The following is a 16,978-nucleotide window of genomic DNA, read 5'->3' as shown; positions in this document are numbered from 1 at the left end:
GGATGCAGCTGCCATGACACCGTCCTATGGGTGGTATGGAGACGATTTTACTGGCGCGACGGATACCCTCGCGACTGTGGCACGCCTCGGTCATCGAGCCTTTCTCTTCCTGCGGGTTCCGGAGCCTCAGCAGCTGGCGCGCGTCAAAGATCTCGAAGCTGTTGGTATCGCGGGTGCAGGCCGCACGATGGCCCCCGCTGAAATGTACGCCGAACTAGCGCCCGTCGGGGCTTTTTTTCGCGATCTCGGCGTCCGCATCTTTCATTACAAGTGCTGCTCGACCTTCGATAGCGCGTCGGCGCGAGGCAACATCGCGGTGGCGACTGAGATCCTCCGTCAATACGCGGCCCATGAAACCGTTGCCATCATCGGCGGTCAACCATCCCTCGGTCGATACTGCGCATTCTCCAATCTGTTTGCGTCATTCGGCACCGATGGAGGCGTTTTCCGGCTCGATCGTCACCCGACCATGAGCGTTCATCCTGCAACACCCATGACTGAAGCCGATCTACGGCACCATCTCACCGCCCTCGGTTTGAAGGACATAGGAGCGATTCACTGGCCTGTGCTGGCTGGCAATCCAGAAGTCATTGCCGGCGAATGGCAGCGTCTGTCGAAAGCAGCATCCGCAATTCTACTCGATGTGCTGGATACAAGGCATATAGACGCCATCGGCCGCTTGCTTCGAACGGAAAGCCGGCAGCATCCCTTGTTGGCGGTGGGACCTAGCAGCGTCGCCCAAGCCTTCTTCGAGAATGGCGAAATGCAGGCGGGATCTCCGCTGAGGTCTATCGATGGGCCTGTGCTTGCCTTTGTGGGGAGCCTTTCTCCCACGACGAGAGTTCAGGTGGCAGCCGCGCGATCCTACTTGCGCTTGGCCGTGGATGCCGACGGTCTTCTTTCGAGTTCAGAAGCTCGAGAACAGATCATCGAGGAAGCCGCGGCTGCGTTGGCTCAGGGTAAGCATGTCATGCTCTCGACGGCTCCTGAGGCAGGCGAGGTTCCTCATTCGGTAACGGCCGATCTCGCAACCGCGAGCGCCTCCCTGGTCGACGAGGTCCTCAAACGTCATCCTGTTCGGAGACTGGCTGTTGCCGGCGGTGATACATCGAGCCGGATTGTCGATCATCTCGGCTACTGGGGTCTGGGCTATCATAGCCAGATCAGCAATGGAGTTGCGGTCAGCTTGGCGCGGAGCGATGACCCATCCCGTGATGGGATGCTTGTGATGCTCAAAGGTGGCCAAATGGGCCACGAGGATTTATTTGAGACATTCCTGGACGATGAAGCGGGTCCGTGAGCGATGGGACTCGGCCTCACCTTTGAGCAGGTGGAAGAGAAGATCTGCAGCTCTGTCGCAAATCCTTTGTTTCAGAGTTTCAGCTACAGCTCTACCGGCTTAAGGGACGGAGGGCGGCGTGTTCAAGGGTAGGCATGTTGATCGATCCGTCATCCTGGTGTGCGTGCGGTGGTACCTCGCTTATAGCCTGATTCTGCGGGATCTCGAAGAGATGATGGCTGAGCGAGGCATCTCGGTCGATCAGGCCACGGTGGGCCGCTGGGTGGTGCGCTACTCACCAGAGCTTCTCGAGCGGTTCATTCGACGCAAGCGACCTGTCAGCCGGAAATGGCACGTGGATGAGACTTATATCAAGGTGCGCGGCCGATGGACGTACCTTTACCGCGCTATCGCCAGCAATGGGGACTCCGTTGAACTCTGCTTTAGCGAGCGGCGCAATCTGGCTGCCGCCAAACGGTCCCGGAGCCGAGCCCTCAAGCGGCATGGCTGGTCTGAGCGGATCGTCATCGACGGCAGCCAGACGAACTGGGAGGCGATCCTATCCTTTGATACGACTAACCGGCTGCAGGAGCGATCACGACGGGAGTCGAAGCCGATCCGGATTCGGCAAAGTCGCTACTTGAACAATCGGATCGAAAAGGATCACCGTGCCGTCCAAAGACGTGTCCGGCCAATGCTCGGGTTCAAGTCAATGAACAGCGCTCGCGGTCTTGAGCGGCATGGAAATGGTGCACATGATGCGCAAAGGGCAACCGAAGTACCCCGGCAATCGGCACCCCTCAATCGCTGAGCAGTTCGAGCGACTCGGTGCATGACAGTCGTGGGAGATTCGCTTCTGTCCTGCTATTCCAGTTCCAGAGTTGCGACAGAACCAGATGTGCAACTGGTACATCTGCGATGTAAGACCTTGGTCAGCCTTGGCTGGTCAGAGCTGACATTCGTTGAGCGGCCGGAATGTGAACGTCTGGCACTTCTCGGAAGTAAGACGAATGTCGACTCAGGGCAGGAACAGCGGACGTTCCTGAGGGGGGAGGGGATCGTCAGTGCGTGACCCCAAGCTGGCCTTGCTGCTCTCCGATCCGGAAGCCATTGCCGCTCCCCATCACCGCGTCGGCGGCGATAAGCGCGTGTTGGCTCGCGCCATGTCGGCTGCGAGAGCCGACCAACCCCGCAGATCCTCCAGGGCGCTCCTGTAACTCCCGACAATTCGCTCCGCGAGAGGAGAGCTGGCTGAAATCTCGGTGAGAAGCTCGGACGAAGCTTTTTGAGCCGCTTCCAAGACAGAGCGGGGAAAAGCCTCCAGGGTCACCGGGTACTTACCGAGGATCTCGGTGAGGGCCGCCGCATTAGTTTGGTGCGCATCGGCCAAGCCAAGAGCATGCTCGGCCCGGCAGGCTTCCGTGACAACGCTGCGAAGGTCAGGGCTGAGTGTCTCCCAAACCCTCAGCGAGATCAGGAGTTCGCTTGCGCCATTTGGCTTGTTAAAGCCGGGAGCGTAATAGAAGGGGGCGTATTTGGGCAGACCCGTTTCCAGATCGGTCGCGGGTGCCAGAAACTCCGCCGCATCGATGGAGCCCTTTTCAAGGGCTGGAAGGAGATCCCCGGCAGAAACCGTCATCGGCACTGCCCCGAGCTTTGCATAAACCTCGGCTCCCAAGCCCTGAACACGCAATCGCATGCCGCGCAGATCGTCGAGGCCGTTCAGCTTGCGCCGAAACCATCCCCCCATTGAGGGACCCGTGTTGCCCGCGAGGAATGCGCGGATACCATGAGGCTTGTAAAGCTCGTCCCACAACGCCTGTCCATCCCGCAACTCGATCCAGGCCTGATGCTCGATAGGGCCGAGACCGAAAGGAACACTGGTGAAGAACCCAGCCGCTGGCATTCGGCCCTGCCAATAGAGTGATGCCGTGTGACCCATCTCAACGGTGCCGTTCGAGACGGCATCGAGTACAGCAAAGGGCGGCACGATCTCGCCTGCTGCGAAGAGGTCGATCTGGAGCCGCCCGCCGCTCATGGCAATGATGCGCTCAACGATCCTCTGGGCGGAGACGCCAGGACCAGTGCGGTTCTTCGGCCACGATGTGACCATGCGCCAGCGAACCGTCTGGGCCCGGCTGACGGTCGGCGCGGCAAGAGCAGCAGCCCCGACACCGAGCGCCGCGCGGCGCGAGAGCTTAGGACCAATGGGCATGGAAGTGATGCACGGGCCCATGCCCGTGTCCAATGTGAAGTTGAGTGGAAGCGTCGATCGCGGCGCTGATGAAGTCCTTGCCGGCCGCGACAGCATCCGTGGGCGTAAGGCCCTTGGCGAGGCCGGCGGCGATGGCGGACGACAGGGTGCACCCGGTGCCATGCGTGTTGCGCGTCTCAGTGCGGGGGGCTGAGAAAAATCGCACACCCTGCGCATCCATGAGAATGTCCGTGCTCTCACGGCCTGTGCCGTGGCCGCCCTTTACCAGAACCGCTTTAGGACCTAAGGCAAGGATCCGCTCGGCCTGTCGGCACATGGCTTGTTCATCCTCGGCTTGCGGCTCGTCGAGGAGGGCGGCGGCTTCGGGAAGGTTGGGTGTGACAAGCAGCGCCCTGGGAAGAAGCACATGGCGTAATGCGTCGACGGCCTCTGGTGCGAGCAGCCGGTCGCCACTGGCCGCGACCATCACGGGATCGAGGATAACCTTCGTTTGGCTATAGCGTTGGAGTCCCTCTGCCACAGCTTCAATGACGGCGGGTCGGGAGAGCATGCCGATCTTCACCGCCCTGACCTCCAGATCGGAGAAGACGCTATCGATCTGCTTTGTTACAAAATCAGGAGGCACATCGTGAATGCCCTGAACCCCCACGGTGTTCTGCGCGGTGAGTGCCGTGATGATGCTGGCGCCATAAACGCCCAGAGCCGAAAAGGTCTTGAGGTCCGCCTGGATTCCGGCTCCGCCGCCCGAGTCTGAGCCTGCGATGGTGACTGCAATCACCGTCATGCAACACCTCCTCGGACTGTCAGGGCCTGATCCACGATGCCTCGCAATCTTCGAGCTTCGGCCTGCGGATCGGTTGCCATGAAGAGAGCCGAAATCACCGCGATGCCGTCGGCACCGGCCGCGATCACAGCTTGCGCGTTCGATGCATCGATTCCGGCAATGGCGCCGACGGGCCCGCGGTATGCGAGCCTGGCGCGTGAGAGGATCTGGCGAAGCCCGTCGAGGCCAACGGACGGAGCGGGGTTGTTCTTGCTCTCAGTCGCAAAGACACCGCCAATGCAGCCGTAATCGACCGGCATGTTCGCCATTTGATAAGCCTGCTCCGGCATCTTCAGCGTCAATCCGATAATCGCACGTGGGCCGAGCAGCTCGCGTGCATCGTTGGGATGCATGTCGTCCTGGCCGAGGTGAACGCCGTCGGTGCCTGCGGCCAGCGCGATGTCGACGCGGTCGTTGATCAGGAGCGGTACGCCGGTTCCTTCCAGCGCCGCCTTCAGGGCGCGGGCCAGTTTCACAAGGCGGCGGCCCTCCCCAAGCTTGTCCCTGTACTGGATGAGAGTCGCGCCTCCGGCAACAGCTTGCCGGACTAGCTCGATGGGATCTCGGGCGCCGGTCCGCTCCGGATCGATGATGCCGTAGAGCCGAAGATCGACTGGGTTCATGAGACTCTCCCGCAGGTGACGAGGGTGGCCGAATCGAGATGAAAGAGCGCGTCGAGGAAGGCTGGTTGGAACGTGCCTGGCCCGTTTGCCTCATTCGCGGCGATTTCACCTGCCACGCCAGTGACGAGCAGAGCCGCGGCGGCAGCCTCAATGGCGCTGCCGTGCAGGGCCGCAAAGGCTGCAACGAGGGCGGTTCCGGCACATCCCATGGCGGTCACTCGGGTCATGAGCGGGTGTCCGTTCTCCACGCAGAGAACGTTGTTGCCGTCTGAGATCAGGTCCACCACACCAGTCAGAGCCACGACTGTCCCGTGATCTTTTGCGAATGCCTGAATGGAGCCTGGCGTTGGTTCATCCCCGGCAAGAGCGGTGAATTCCTTGGCATTGCAGCGCAGGACATGCGGCTTTCCCGCGAGGCAAACGCGGGCGAAGTCGAGACGGGTCGGGGAGGCTTCGACGAAGACGGGATCGAACACCCACGGCTTGGCGTTGGTGCGTGCGGTGGCGATAGCCTCAGGAACTGCAGCCCGGCGGTCGCTGTCGAGCGTGCCCAAGTTCACAAGCAGCGCAGCGGAGCGGCTTGTGAAGGCGGGAACCTCCTCTGGCGCAACGGTCAGGGACGGAATGCCGCCGGCGGCGAGCAGAAGATTGGCCGTGAAAGTCTGTGCTGCTGCGTTCGTGATTGCATGCACGCGGATGCGTTCAGCACGAAGGCGTTCAAGCAGAGAGCCAGCCAGAGCGGGAAGATTAGAAGCGTCCAGGATGGACGTTGGTGCACTCGTCATCTCGCAATCCCTCCGCCGGCATGATCCGGATCAGGTTCGATGGGTTGGTCTCACAAAAAGACCTCTCAGCCCGGACGGGCACCCCATGGAGATACGGATCAGATAATCCGCCGGCCTTCGCAAAGCAAGGACCGATCTCACCCGTTTGCTGAGCCAATTGACAGCGGCGGGGGTGTCGAACAGTATCGGCGCTGTTCCGAGGGGAGCCCTGTGAGGGGCTGAGAGTCGGCTGATCCGCCGTGACCCTTGAACCTGATCCGGGTCGTACCGGCGGAGGGACTGGAACTTTCGAGCATAGAATCCCTCAGCTCGCTTTGCCCGGATCTCCCTTTGTCACAGAGGAGAGATCCATTGACCGTCCACGTCGACAAGCCCAAAGGCCTTCCCCAATCTGTCACCACCGGCCCCATCCAGGGCTCGCGTAAGGTCTATGCCACTCCGGAAGGGCGGCCGGATATCCAGGTGCCTTTCCGTGAGATCGTTCTGACGGATCCCGATGAGCCTCCGGTCCGCGTCTACGATCCGTCAGGGCCCTACACGGACGCCGATACGGCCATTGATCTCGGCAAGGGACTTCCTCTTGTGCGTGAGCGCTGGATTGGTGCCCACAGGTATGAGGTGATTGAAGCCCGGCCGGTGAAACCGGAAGACAACGGGCACGTTCCCGCGGACAAGCTAGTCGCACCATGCCCGGCCGAGCGGGTGGTGCGCCGCGCTGCACCAGGCCAGATGGTGACTCAATACGAATTCGCGCGGGCAGGGATCATTACCGATGAAATGATCTACGTCGCGCATCGCGAGAACCTCTGTCGCGAGGCCCTCCTGGCCCAAGCCGGGGCGAAGATCGCCGACGGCGAGAGCTTTGGGGCCTCGATTCCGCCCTTCATCACGCCGGAGTTCGTGCGCCAGGAGGTGGCCCGTGGGCGCGCCATTATCCCGGCTAACATCAACCATCCCGAGCTTGAGCCCATGGCGATCGGACGCAACTTCCTGGTCAAGATCAACGCCAATATCGGCAACTCGGCGGTGGTCTCGACAGCGGCAGACGAGGTGGAAAAGCTCGTCTGGGCGATCCGCTGGGGCGCCGATACGGTGATGGATCTGTCCACTGGTCGGAACATCCACAACATCCGCTCCTGGATCATGCGCAACTCGCCTGTCCCTATCGGCACTGTTCCAATCTACCAGGCACTGGAGAAGGTGGGCGGAGACCCGATTAAACTTGATTGGGAGGTGTTCAAGGACACGCTCATTGAGCAGGCCGAGCAGGGGGTCGACTACTTCACCATTCATGCCGGCGTGCGGTTGCCCTATGTGCCGCTCACAGCCAACCGTGTCACCGGCATCGTCTCCCGCGGCGGCTCGATCATGGCGCGCTGGTGCCTCGCGCATCACAAGGAGAGCTTCCTCTACGAGCGCTTCGACGAGATCTGCGACATCATGCGAGGCTACGATGTGTCGTTCTCGTTGGGCGACGGGCTGCGCCCCGGCTCGATTGCCGACGCCAACGATGCTGCTCAATTCGCGGAACTGGAGACACTGGGCGAGCTCACCAAGCTTGCGTGGAACAAGGGCTGCCAGGTGATGATTGAGGGACCTGGCCATGTGCCGATGCACAAGATCAAGGTGAACATGGACAAGCAACTCCGTGAATGCGGGGAGGCGCCCTTCTATACCCTCGGCCCGCTCACCACAGACATTGCACCCGGGTACGACCACATCACCTCCGGCATCGGCGCGGCGATGATCGGCTGGTTTGGCACCGCGATGCTCTGCTACGTGACGCCCAAGGAGCACCTGGGGCTCCCGAACCGCGATGATGTCAAGACAGGTGTCATCACCTATAAGATTGCCGCCCATGCGGCGGACCTTGCCAAGGGGCACCCGGCGGCACAGATGCGGGACGATGCCCTGTCCCGGGCGCGCTTTGACTTCCGCTGGGAGGATCAGTTCAACCTCTCCCTCGATCCGGACACGGCTCGCGCCTACCATGACGAAACCCTGCCGAAGGATGCGCACAAGGTAGCGCATTTCTGCTCAATGTGCGGGCCGAAGTTCTGCTCGATGAAGATCACGCAGGATCTGCGGGCGGAGGTTGCGGCGATGAGCCCTGAGGCTCAGGAGCGATTGGCTGGCATGCGCGTCAAGAGCCAGGAGTTCTTGGAAAGCGGCGGCAAGCTCTACATCGACCAACCCTGAAGTTGTGCATGTGGTGGACAAAGCCGCTTGTGTAAAGAGTTCGTGTCCACCACGGAGGGATGCAGTCTTGCCTGAATGGGCTGGAAGCTTACGCTCGTGCGCTTCCTCCCATAGAAGCCTAAGGGCAGGAGCGCTGATCTAATGGCAGCTCTTGGCACTTCTGAGACTTGTGCCCGAGGGCAGAAACCCTGCCCTAACAATACATTCCGGGATAGCACGCGAACTTCACAGCACGACCCGCAGCGGCCCCCGGTTTCTTTTTGTCGACGGTGTTTGGGTCGATTGCATCAACGTTGCCGTACCGACTTGTTCGACCGGCGCAGCAACATTCAGCATTCAAGAGACAAAGCTGAGATGATTATCCAACCAATTGAAACGCCGGGCAGTCGATCCTGTGTTCACCGCCCCGCTAGCTAACGTATTGACCGCGGAAGATGCAGGACCCTTCTATCGATGCACAACCATCATAAAACCGTAGGGTGACTGTCACAATGGACGCCTAAGCCACCGGCATCAAGGCCCAAGCATGGTTCCTGGAGGCAGGCGAGCGTGAAGATCATCCAGATCACCGATACACATCTTAGTCATTTGAAGCCCCATTTCCAGAAGAACTGGAAGCCTCTGGTGGAGTGGGTTGACGCGATGGAACCGGATCTGGTCATCCACACGGGTGATCTAACGGTCGACGGTGCCGATTTTGAGGAGGACCTTGTCCACGGCCGCGAGATGTTGCGCGATCTCCGCTGCCCGACGCTGTGTGTTCCGGGCAACCACGACATCGGAGACATGCCGGGCACACGGCAGCCCGTCAACGATGAACGCCTGGCACGATGGCGCCGGGTCATCGGCCCTGACCGCTGGGTGCACGATCTCGGCGAATGGCGGCTGGTCGGGCTGAATAGCCTGATCTGTGGATCGGGATCTTCCGAGGAAATCGAGCAACTCACCTGGCTCGAGGACACTCTCCGCACGCGCGAGGGGCGACGGTTGCTTGTATTCAAGCACAAGCCGCTCTTTGTCGAAAATCCAGAGGAGGGCGAGACCGGCTACTGGGGGCTGCGTCCCGAAGCACGGCGCCGGCTGCTCGCGCTGTTTGCGGAGCATGGGGTGGAGTTAGTCGCCAGCGGCCATCTGCACCGGGCGCGGATTGTCGATGGCGCCCGCTTCCGCTGCGTGTGGGGACCGTCCTCCGGATTCACCGTTGGCCCGATGGTGACCATGCCAGTCGGTGAGGCAATCCTGGGTGCTGCCGTACACATCCTTGGCCCGACTATTGAGAGCCGCATCGTCCCCTTGGAGACCTTGAAGCCGTTTGTCATCGACGACGTGCTCCACGAGGTCTACCCGCCAGCGCCTACGGAGGCTTCTGCATCATGAGCGGGCTGGCTCTTCGTGGAATCTCCAAGGCGTACGGCGACAACCACATCCTGCGCGACGTGACCATTGAGGCACAGCCAGGTGAGTTCGTCGCACTCGTCGGCCCCTCAGGGTGCGGGAAGACCACTCTCCTGCGCATCGCCGCCGGACTGGATCACGCGGACCGTGGGAGCGTCTGGCTGGGCGAGCGGGACATGACGGCCATGCGTCCGTCCGAGCGGGACATCGCCATGGTGTTCCAGTCCTATGCCCTGTACCCGCACCTGACGGCGGGGCAGAACATCGCCGTTCCTCTCGCGATGCGCGACCTCACGATTTGGCAGCGCCTGCCCGGGATCGGGAACCTCATGCCGAGCCAGCGGGGGATCCGTGCCGATATCCAGCGGAGGGTGCTCGAGACGGCCCGCAGCCTTAGAATCGACCACCTGCTCGACCGCAAGCCGGGTCAGATGTCGGGGGGACAAAGGCAGCGCGTTGCTCTCGGGCGAGCCCTCGTCCGTAGCCCGGCCGCGTTCCTGATGGACGAGCCGCTCTCGAACCTCGACGCCAACCTGCGGGTCCACACCCGCGCGGAGATTGTCGAGCTGCACCGGCGAGCGGGGGTCACCACGCTCTACGTCACCCACGATCAGGCGGAGGCCCTGAGCATGGCCGATCGCGTCGCGGTCATGATAGGCGGCCGCCTTCTTCAGTTCGACACACCCGAAGGGATCTACAGTAACCCGGCGCATATCGAGGTCGCCCGCTTCATCGGCAGCCCGCAGATCAATCTCCTCAATGGAGAGGTCGACGCCGCCCACGGCGTGCGCATCGGCGGCAGGCTCCTCGCTGAAGGGGTTAATGCGCGCCCTGGCACGTCCGTGACCGTCGGCTTCCGTCCCGAGGCAATCAAGCTGGGCGCCCCGGAGCAGGCGGGCCTCATCGCCTCCCTCCGGCGCATTGAGTTCCTCGGCTCCGAGACCCTCGTCTTCATTGATCTGGCAGGGGGAGGGGACACGCTAGTCGCGAAGCTCGCGCCCAGCGATGCGACGGCGTTCGCCCTGGGGCAGGCGGTTACCATTATGGCGGCTTCCAGGGACGTACTCGTCTTCGGAGGCGACGGCGCGCGCCTGTCGGTCTCCCCTCCTATGAGGATGGTCGCCAATGGATAGCATCGCGCTTCCCGCAGGTGGCCGGGCCGGGACGTCCAATCCGGCGGCGGCCGCCCGCCGCTCGGAGGCCTTCGCCGGCTGGCGGCTGGCCGGCCCCGCCGTGGCCCTTCTGGCCCTGCTTATCCTGCTGCCCACCATCGCCGTGGTCGCATTGAGCCTCACCGACTTCGAGCTGGGGTATGACGAGATCCGGTTCGTCGGCCTCGACAACTACCTTGAGCTGCTTGACGACCGCACGTTCCTGATCTCTCTCGGCAACACACTGACCTACACCCTGATCGTGACGCCGCTGTCCGTAGCCCTCGGCCTCGGCGCGGCGCTTCTCATAGAGGCGGATGTACGTGGGCGGGCGCTGTTCCGCACGGTCTACTTCCTGCCCGTGGTGTCATTGCTCGTGGCGATGGCAACCGTCTGGCAGTACCTCCTCCATCCCACCATCGGTCCCGTGAACGCGCTCCTGCGCCTCGTCGGGATCGCCGGACCCAACTGGCTGGGCGGCAGCGACACTGTCCTCCTGAGCCTCGCCTTCATTGGCGTCTGGCAGGCGGTCGGCTTCAACATGGTGCTGTTCCTGGCAGGGCTCACCGCGATCCCGCGGGAACTGTACGCGGCGGCGGAAGTTGATCGGGCCGCCACGGCCTGGGACAGGTTCTGGCTTGTCACCTGGCCGATGCTCGGGCCTACGACCCTCTTCGTCGTGACCATCAGCGTGATCAATGCGGTCAAGGTATTCGAGACCGTCTCAACAATCACGCAGGGTGGTCCGAACCGTGCCTCCGAGGTGCTGCTTTGGACGATCTACCAGGAAGGGTTCGTGTACCTGCGCGTTGGCTACGCGTCTGCGATGACGGTCGTCTTCCTGGGCATCCTCATGGTCCTCATGGTGCTTCAGTACCGCGCCCTCGATCAAAGGGTTCACTACACATGACACCTCAAGCCTGGACTCTCGCCCGCGCGCTGCGTCTGGCGATCCTGTCGGTCGGCGCGCTGGTATTCCTCGCGCCCTACGTCTGGATGCTGTCCACTGCCATGAAGCCGCGCGAGGAGATTTTCTCCTCGTCGCTGACTCTCATCCCGGAGCGGTTGGCCGTCGTGGAGAACTTCTCGAAGGCCTTCACGCGGGTGCCGATGCTGCAACTCCTGATGAATGGGGTGATCGTCTGCACCATCATTCTCGTCGTGCAGGTCCTAGTCGCGCTGCCGTGCGCCTATGCCCTCGCGAAGCTGCGCTTCCCGGGCGCCCGCACCTTGATCGCCGCGATTATGCTCGGTCTCCTCGTGCCGATCCACGCAACCGCGCTGCCGATCTACGTGGCGTTGAGCGGAGCAGGAGTGCTGAACACCTACTTCGCACTGGCGGCGCCGTTCATGATCTCCGTCTTTGCGATCTTCCTGTTCCTGCAATTCTTTCGGGCCATGCCAGACGACCTGATCAATGCGGCGCGGCTCGACGGCATGTCGGAGCTTGGCATTGTGCTGCGGGTCATCGTCCCGAACGCCTGGCCCGCCATCACGGCCTTCTCGATCTTCTCCGTGGTGGCACACTGGAACGATCTGTTCTGGCCGCAGATCGTGGTGACCGAGACCGCGATGGCGCCCCCGCCGCTCGGTCTGATCTTCTTCCGCGCCGCTGAGGCCGGGGATGACTACGGCGCGCTGATGGCGGCCACGGTGGTGGTCACGGTGCCGCTGCTCGCTGCGTTCCTGCTCGCCCAACGGCGATTCATTGAGGGCATCACCCTCACCGGGCTGAAGGGCTGAGGCCAGGCCCATAACAACACGCAACCGCGATCTACGCACAAGGAGAAGACATGACCAGGATCAAGACGATGCTTGCGGGGGTGGCCCTATCCGCCTCGCTCGCCAGCGGCGCGCTGGCCGAAACAACCCTCAATGTCCACTACCCGATGCCGGGCTTCTTCAAGGACGTGATGGACAACATCTCGAAGAAGTTCATGGAGGAGAACCCCGGGATCAAGATCAACTTCGTCAGCCCGTCGCCCACCTACGAGGAGGGGCTGCAATTGATCCTGCGCCAGGCGGGGACCGCCGAGATGCCAGATGTGACCTTCATCGGCCTCAACCGCCTGCGTGTGGTCGCCGAGCGCGAGATCTCGGTCGACCTGAAGCCGTTCGTCGCAAAGGACGGCAAGATGGCCGAGCAGGGCTTCAGCGACAACATCCTGAAGCTTGCACAGTTCGGTAACCAGCAGGCGGGGCTGGCGTTCGCGACTTCGAACCCGATCATGTACTACAATGCTGATCTCTTCCGCCGCGTCGGCGCCAATCCCGACGTTCCGCCAAAGACCTGGGACGAGGTGATCGAGATCGCGTCCAAGATCAAAACGCTGGGCGACGGAATCCAGAGCATCGATTTCCGCTGGCAGGGTGACGACTGGATGTTCAGCGCGCTCCTCTTCGGTGCCGGCGGAACCATGCTGACAACTGACGAGAAGAAGGTTGCCTTCGACGGCCCCGAGGGGGTCGTGGCCATCCGGCTCCTCGACCGCATGGTGAAAGAAGGCGGGATGCCTGTTCTCACCAAGAGCAACGGCGAGCAGGCGTTCGTGGCGGGCAAGATCGGCTTCGCGTTCCAGACCACGGGCGCGCTGCGCAACGTGATCAACAACGTCGGCGAGAAGTTCGACCTGCGCACGGCCCCTATCCCGCTGCTGTCGCCCGAGAAGGGACGCCTGCCCACGGGCGGCAACGCCGCCGTCATGCTGACGAAGGATCCCGCTAAGCAGGAGGCGGCCTGGACGTTCATCAAGTTCGCCGCCGGCCCCTATGGCGCGTCCGTCGTCGTTCCCGGCACGGGCTATGTCCCTAACAATGAACTCGCGGCGAAATCCTCCGAGTACCTCGGAGAGTTCTACCAGAAGAACCCGCTCTTCACGGCCGGCCTTGAGCAGATGCCAAAGATGATCCCCTGGTATGCCTTCCCAGGTTCCAATGGCGTGAAGGTCACCCAGACAATCGTAGATAACCTCTCACGCGTGGTGGAGCAGAAGGCGGCTCCCGAGGATGCCCTCGCCGATGCAGCGCGGGAAGTCCAGCGCCTGCTGCCTCGCAAGTAGTGCAATCTGGATCTACTCAATCGCGCGCTTGATCCTTGAGCGGGTCAGGCGCGCGAAGTATCGAGTCGTTCGCAGACGCAGGCTCACCTAGTGCGGCTTCTTACAAGGACTGCTCCTGGCACGCTCCGGAAGTAGAGCGTACGTCCGCAGTTGAGCGGAAGAACGGGCATTCACGAAGGGCAGGGGATCGTCAGTGCGTGCCCCACAACAGACAAAGCGCACGTGGTCGAGGCACGTGCGCTGATGTAGTGCTCAGTCATCACTCTTCGTTAGCTCGATAGTCCTGCGGGATGATGAAGATTTCATCGGCTCGCCCATATCCTCCATCCTTCACTTCTTCAATGAGCACCATCGTGTGAGGCCGTGCCGCCTCGGAGAAATACTCGACCAGCATACTCGTCGTCCGATGCATGATCTCCTCTTTCTGGGTCCGGCTCAGGGCGCCTTCAGGGGTCTTGATGTTCACAAACGGCATTGCGTTGTCCTTTCATGGTTGAGTTGTGTTGATGCAGAAGAGGTCCAGCCAGTGAACTCCTAGAAAGTGAAAGAGCTTCAGGTCACAGTGTCCTCTTCATGGCACCTCGTCAGATCACGCCGCCATTGGCACGTATCGTCTGCCCGTTGATCCAGCCGCCCTCGGGGCTCACCAGGAAGGCCACGACGGATGCGATGTCCTCTGGCTGACCAAGCCGCCGCATGGGATTCATCCCGACAATGGCCTTCACCTGCTCGTCCGACTTGCCTGTCAGGAACAGGTCGGTTTCCACTGGGCCCGGAGCGACTGCATTGACCGTGACCCTGCGCGGCCCAAGCTCCTTGGCAAAGACGTGGGTTAGCGCCTCGACGGCAGCCTTCGTGGCCGCGTAGACACCATAAGTCGGCTGGTAGAGCCCGACGACGCTCGACGAGAAGCTGACGATGCGCCCACCATCCCTTAGACGTCGTCCCGCTTCCCGCAGGCCGCGGAAGACGCCGCCGAGATTGGTGTCGACCTGCACCTGGAAGCTCTCATCGTCGACCCCAATGAGCGGCGAGAGAGTCATCACGGCCGCGTTGTTGACGAGGATGTCGACGCCGCCAAGGGCGGCTTCTGCCGCATCGAATAGGTTGGTCATCCCCTTCGGACTGCCGATATCGGCCTGGACGGCCAAGGCCGTGCCTCCCTCGGCGGAAATGGCCGATACGACCTCGTCCGCAGCCTCTGGGTTCATTGCGTAATTGACGATGATGGCGATGCCGTCACGGGCTAGCCGTCGAGCGATGGCCGCTCCGATGCCCCTCGAGGCTCCTGTGACGATAGCGACCCGCTGAGTTTGGCTGGTCATGACATGCTCCTACCTTCTGACGGGATAGGTGTAGAACCACGGTCTGGCCTAAACAATCAGGCGAAAATTGACATCACAATTCGGGTATGCTGAACAATCGCATGGATCGCCTTGACCGCATGCAGCTTTTCGTTCGCGTGGTGGAACGCCGCAGCTTCGCGGCGGCCGCCGCCGACCTGACACTTGCCCGCTCGACGGCGACCGAGGCGATCAAACAGCTCGAGAAGGATCTCGGCGTACGGCTTCTTGAGCGAACCACACGCCACGTGACGCCGACCCTGGACGGCAAGGCTTTCTATGAGAGATGCCTTGCGATCCTGGCAGAGGTTGACGAAGCCGAGAATGTGTTTCGCGACGCCCAGCCCCGGGGGCTGCTGCGCGTCGATGCTCATGGCCTGCTGACACGGACCTTCCTTCTGCCGCGACTGCAGGAGTTCCTCGACCGCTATCCCCTGCTAGATCTACAACTCGGGCAGGGTGACAGATTGGTCGATCTCGTTCGCGAGGGTGTTGACTGCGTGATCCGCGCGGGGGAGGTGGACGACAGTGGTCTGATCATGCGCCGTCTTGGTATAATCAGCGAGATCACGTGCGCCAGTCCGGCCTATTTGGAACGACACGGCATCCCTCGGTCGCTGAGCGACCTTGTTGGGCACACGGCTGTGGGCTTCGTCTCGTCTCGGACCGGGCAAGTCATACCATTGGAATTCATGGCTGACAGCAGAGTCCGGTACATCAGCCTGCCCTGCAGGATTACAGTCAATAATTCCGACACGATGGCCGAACTCGCCCGAATGGGGTTCGGCCTGATCCAAGCCCCACGATACCGTCTGAAACAAGATCTGGACAACGGGACCCTGGTGGAGGTGTTGTCGGACTGTCCGCCGACACCGACGCCGCTATCTGCCCTTTATCCGCAGAACCGCCATACGGCCCCGAGATTGCGCGTGTTTCTCGACTGGATCGGCGGGATATTCGCGGAGGCAGATCTTTAGACGAGCTCTGATCGCTCGCCTTGAGCCGCTCCTGCGGTGAAGACGAGATCCAGGAGGCGACCGCCAAGCGTGCGGCACTGAGCGATCTCGCCGTTGGCTGGAGCATTGTCGGACATCTCCAAACCAACAAGGTCAAATACCTGACCCGTTTTGCCTCGGAGTTCCATGCCCTGGACAGCCTCCGACTCGCCGATTTGCTCAATAGGCGGCTCGAGCGAGAGGATCGCTTTCTCGACGTCTATGTCCAGGTCAACACCTCGAGCGAGCACAGCAAGTTAGGGCTCGACCCTGACGCATTAATGCCTTTTGTCGATACTCTTGAACAGTTCCCGCGTCTGAAGCCCCCAGGGTGATGACGCTCGCGCTGTTCCGCTCTGACACGGCGAGGGTGCGATGCTGCTTTGCGCTGCTGCGCAGCTTGCGCGATGAAACCGTCAGACGGCACCCCGGCCTGACGGGGCTGTCGATGGGCATGACCGGCGATTTCGAAGAGGCGATCGAGGAAGGCGCCACCATTGTTCGGGTGGACCAGGCCATTTTCGGTAAACGTCCGACGCTCGACCGCCATTACTAGCCCGTAGCCGGACGCAACTGACGATGCGTGTGACCTCTACAAAGTCAGGCCGTCTACAGCCAAGTTGGCGGCGAGGCCCTGAAGGTCTCTTGATGGCACTGGGCTGACCTTATCCCAAGTTCTGCGATTGCGCGCTGACCGGACCTTCATTTGATCCGCTTAACGTTACACTTAGACCCAATCCGGACCTTCCCGAATCCGTTTTCCCGTCCAATGGTCCCATCGTTTCGGCTATGCCCGGCATTCTCGGTGTTAGTCCCGGCCATCGTCCAGCTCAAGTTGAGCATCTACATGGTAATGCTCGGCCTGGGCCAGATCATCTTCTGGCCGATCTCCGATCGTACAGGACGGCGGCCGGTTCTTATCGGAGGCGCGATCCTATTCGCAGCAACATCGTTTAATCTGGCAACGTCATCGGCCGCCATACCCTTTGTCGCGCTTCGCTTCTTGCAAGCCTTTGGTCCTTTGGCAGTCATGGTGGCCACCTTCGCGGCCGTCCGGGACGTCTATGCCCATCGTTCCGAAAGTGTGGTCATCTACAGCCTGTTGATAATG

The 16,978-nt window shown here is 61.6% G+C and carries 15 protein-coding genes, 2 pseudogenes and 2 riboswitches; of the genes and pseudogenes, 11 read left to right on the top strand and 6 right to left on the bottom strand.

Going from position 1 to position 16,978, the window contains the following annotated elements:
* Positions 1–13: 13 nt before the first annotated feature.
* Both MA07_RS19030 and MA07_RS19025 read left to right on the top strand, forming a co-directional pair.
* Positions 14–1,300, top strand: coding sequence for a four-carbon acid sugar kinase family protein (locus MA07_RS19030; RefSeq protein ID WP_036354828.1), 1,287 nt, complete (start codon positions 14–16; stop codon positions 1,298–1,300).
* Positions 1,301–1,418: 118 nt separating this feature from the next.
* A protein-coding gene (locus MA07_RS19025) for an IS6 family transposase (RefSeq protein ID WP_200879398.1) occupies positions 1,419–2,115 on the top strand; the annotation gives its coding sequence in 2 pieces (ribosomal slippage) (positions 1,419–2,008 and positions 2,007–2,115; 699 coding nt in all).
* 287 nt (positions 2,116–2,402) lie between these two features.
* Here MA07_RS19025 and MA07_RS19020 read toward each other — a convergent pair.
* The 4 genes from MA07_RS19020 to MA07_RS19005 all read right to left on the bottom strand — a co-directional run bounded on the left by MA07_RS19020 (position 2,403) and on the right by MA07_RS19005 (position 5,725).
* Positions 2,403–3,494, bottom strand: coding sequence for a TRAP transporter substrate-binding protein (locus MA07_RS19020; RefSeq protein WP_244445289.1), 1,092 nt, complete (start codon positions 3,492–3,494; stop codon positions 2,403–2,405).
* Positions 3,478–4,278, bottom strand: coding sequence for a bifunctional hydroxymethylpyrimidine kinase/phosphomethylpyrimidine kinase (gene thiD, locus MA07_RS19015; protein WP_036354825.1), 801 nt, complete (start codon positions 4,276–4,278; stop codon positions 3,478–3,480). The genes MA07_RS19020 and thiD overlap by 17 nt, the downstream gene beginning before the upstream one ends.
* Complete coding sequence (thiE, locus tag MA07_RS19010; protein ID WP_152568925.1) at positions 4,275–4,940, bottom strand: thiamine phosphate synthase; 666 nt, start codon at positions 4,938–4,940, stop codon at positions 4,275–4,277. The genes thiD and thiE overlap by 4 nt, the downstream gene beginning before the upstream one ends.
* A complete protein-coding gene (locus MA07_RS19005) occupies positions 4,937–5,725 on the bottom strand; it encodes a hydroxyethylthiazole kinase (RefSeq protein WP_036354819.1) in 789 nt (262 codons plus the stop codon). The genes thiE and MA07_RS19005 overlap by 4 nt, the downstream gene beginning before the upstream one ends.
* Positions 5,716–5,821: riboswitch (TPP riboswitch) on the bottom strand. It overlaps the preceding gene by 10 nt.
* 93 nt (positions 5,822–5,914) lie before the next feature.
* Positions 5,915–6,022: riboswitch (TPP riboswitch) on the top strand.
* A gap of 54 nt (positions 6,023–6,076) precedes the next feature.
* Here MA07_RS19005 and thiC point away from each other — a divergent pair.
* The 6 genes from thiC (at position 6,077) to MA07_RS18975 (ending at position 13,529) form a co-directional block, all read left to right on the top strand.
* Positions 6,077–7,924: a phosphomethylpyrimidine synthase ThiC gene (thiC, locus tag MA07_RS19000; RefSeq protein WP_036354812.1), complete on the top strand. Its 1,848-nt coding sequence runs from the start codon at positions 6,077–6,079 to the stop codon at positions 7,922–7,924.
* A 549-nt stretch (positions 7,925–8,473) separates the two neighbouring features.
* Positions 8,474–9,301: a metallophosphoesterase gene (locus MA07_RS18995; protein WP_036354808.1), complete on the top strand. Its 828-nt coding sequence runs from the start codon at positions 8,474–8,476 to the stop codon at positions 9,299–9,301.
* Complete coding sequence (locus tag MA07_RS18990) at positions 9,298–10,452, top strand: ABC transporter ATP-binding protein (RefSeq protein WP_036354806.1); 1,155 nt, start codon at positions 9,298–9,300, stop codon at positions 10,450–10,452. Before MA07_RS18995 ends, MA07_RS18990 begins: the two co-directional genes overlap by 4 nt.
* Positions 10,445–11,380, top strand: coding sequence for a sugar ABC transporter permease (locus tag MA07_RS18985; RefSeq protein WP_036354803.1), 936 nt, complete (start codon positions 10,445–10,447; stop codon positions 11,378–11,380). Before MA07_RS18990 ends, MA07_RS18985 begins: the two co-directional genes overlap by 8 nt.
* Positions 11,377–12,213, top strand: a complete 837-nt coding sequence (locus tag MA07_RS18980) for a carbohydrate ABC transporter permease (RefSeq protein ID WP_036354800.1) — start codon at positions 11,377–11,379, stop codon at positions 12,211–12,213. Before MA07_RS18985 ends, MA07_RS18980 begins: the two co-directional genes overlap by 4 nt.
* 50 nt (positions 12,214–12,263) lie before the next feature.
* Positions 12,264–13,529 carry an ABC transporter substrate-binding protein gene (locus tag MA07_RS18975; RefSeq protein WP_036354796.1) on the top strand — a complete coding sequence of 422 codons (1,266 nt, stop codon included), beginning with the start codon at positions 12,264–12,266 and terminating at the stop codon, positions 13,527–13,529.
* Positions 13,530–13,788: 259 nt separating this feature from the next.
* Here MA07_RS18975 and MA07_RS18970 read toward each other — a convergent pair whose 3' ends face one another.
* Positions 13,789–14,004 (bottom strand): 4-oxalocrotonate tautomerase family protein, encoded by a 216-nt coding sequence (locus tag MA07_RS18970; RefSeq protein ID WP_036354793.1) that lies wholly within the window; start codon positions 14,002–14,004, stop codon positions 13,789–13,791.
* A gap of 109 nt (positions 14,005–14,113) precedes the next feature.
* Positions 14,114–14,854 carry an SDR family oxidoreductase gene (locus MA07_RS18965; protein ID WP_036354790.1) on the bottom strand — a complete coding sequence of 247 codons (741 nt, stop codon included), beginning with the start codon at positions 14,852–14,854 and terminating at the stop codon, positions 14,114–14,116.
* Between the two features lie 101 nt (positions 14,855–14,955).
* On the opposite strand from MA07_RS18965, the gene MA07_RS18960 reads away from it, so the two are divergent.
* From MA07_RS18960 to MA07_RS29075, 3 genes and pseudogenes are all read left to right on the top strand, one after another.
* On the top strand, positions 14,956–15,849 hold the full coding sequence (locus MA07_RS18960; protein ID WP_036354937.1) for a LysR family transcriptional regulator: 894 nt from the start codon (positions 14,956–14,958) through the stop codon (positions 15,847–15,849).
* A gap of 14 nt (positions 15,850–15,863) precedes the next feature.
* Positions 15,864–16,423: pseudogene (locus MA07_RS18955) on the top strand (YggS family pyridoxal phosphate-dependent enzyme); the annotation flags it as partial.
* 218 nt (positions 16,424–16,641) lie between these two features.
* Positions 16,642–16,969: pseudogene (locus MA07_RS29075) on the top strand (MFS transporter); the annotation flags it as partial.
* Positions 16,970–16,978 lie beyond the last annotated feature (9 nt).

It is taken from the genome of Microvirga sp. BSC39 (genome assembly GCF_000739015.1).
In the GTDB taxonomy this organism is placed as follows: domain Bacteria; phylum Pseudomonadota; class Alphaproteobacteria; order Rhizobiales; family Beijerinckiaceae; genus Microvirga.
Note: the sequence above shows the minus strand (reverse complement) of the source record. Positions and strands in the feature narration are given on the sequence as shown.

What these genes read in the sequence shown, in the direction of transcription:
- MA07_RS19030 (WP_036354828.1), top strand. Translation starts at nt 14, where the DNA reads ATGACACCGTCCTATGGGTGGTATGGAGACGATTTTACTGGCGCGACG.
- thiD (WP_036354825.1), bottom strand. Translation starts at nt 4,278, where the DNA reads ATGACGGTGATTGCAGTCACCATCGCAGGCTCAGACTCGGGCGGCGGA.
- MA07_RS18980 (WP_036354800.1), top strand. Translation starts at nt 11,377, where the DNA reads ATGACACCTCAAGCCTGGACTCTCGCCCGCGCGCTGCGTCTGGCGATC.
- MA07_RS18975 (WP_036354796.1), top strand. Translation starts at nt 12,264, where the DNA reads ATGACCAGGATCAAGACGATGCTTGCGGGGGTGGCCCTATCCGCCTCG.
- MA07_RS18990 (WP_036354806.1), top strand. Translation starts at nt 9,298, where the DNA reads ATGAGCGGGCTGGCTCTTCGTGGAATCTCCAAGGCGTACGGCGACAAC.
- MA07_RS18970 (WP_036354793.1), bottom strand. Translation starts at nt 14,004, where the DNA reads ATGCCGTTTGTGAACATCAAGACCCCTGAAGGCGCCCTGAGCCGGACC.
- MA07_RS18960 (WP_036354937.1), top strand. Translation starts at nt 14,956, where the DNA reads ATGGATCGCCTTGACCGCATGCAGCTTTTCGTTCGCGTGGTGGAACGC.
- MA07_RS19005 (WP_036354819.1), bottom strand. Translation starts at nt 5,725, where the DNA reads ATGACGAGTGCACCAACGTCCATCCTGGACGCTTCTAATCTTCCCGCT.
- MA07_RS18965 (WP_036354790.1), bottom strand. Translation starts at nt 14,854, where the DNA reads ATGACCAGCCAAACTCAGCGGGTCGCTATCGTCACAGGAGCCTCGAGG.
- MA07_RS18985 (WP_036354803.1), top strand. Translation starts at nt 10,445, where the DNA reads ATGGATAGCATCGCGCTTCCCGCAGGTGGCCGGGCCGGGACGTCCAAT.
- thiE (WP_152568925.1), bottom strand. Translation starts at nt 4,940, where the DNA reads ATGAACCCAGTCGATCTTCGGCTCTACGGCATCATCGATCCGGAGCGG.
- MA07_RS19020 (WP_244445289.1), bottom strand. Translation starts at nt 3,494, where the DNA reads ATGCCCATTGGTCCTAAGCTCTCGCGCCGCGCGGCGCTCGGTGTCGGG.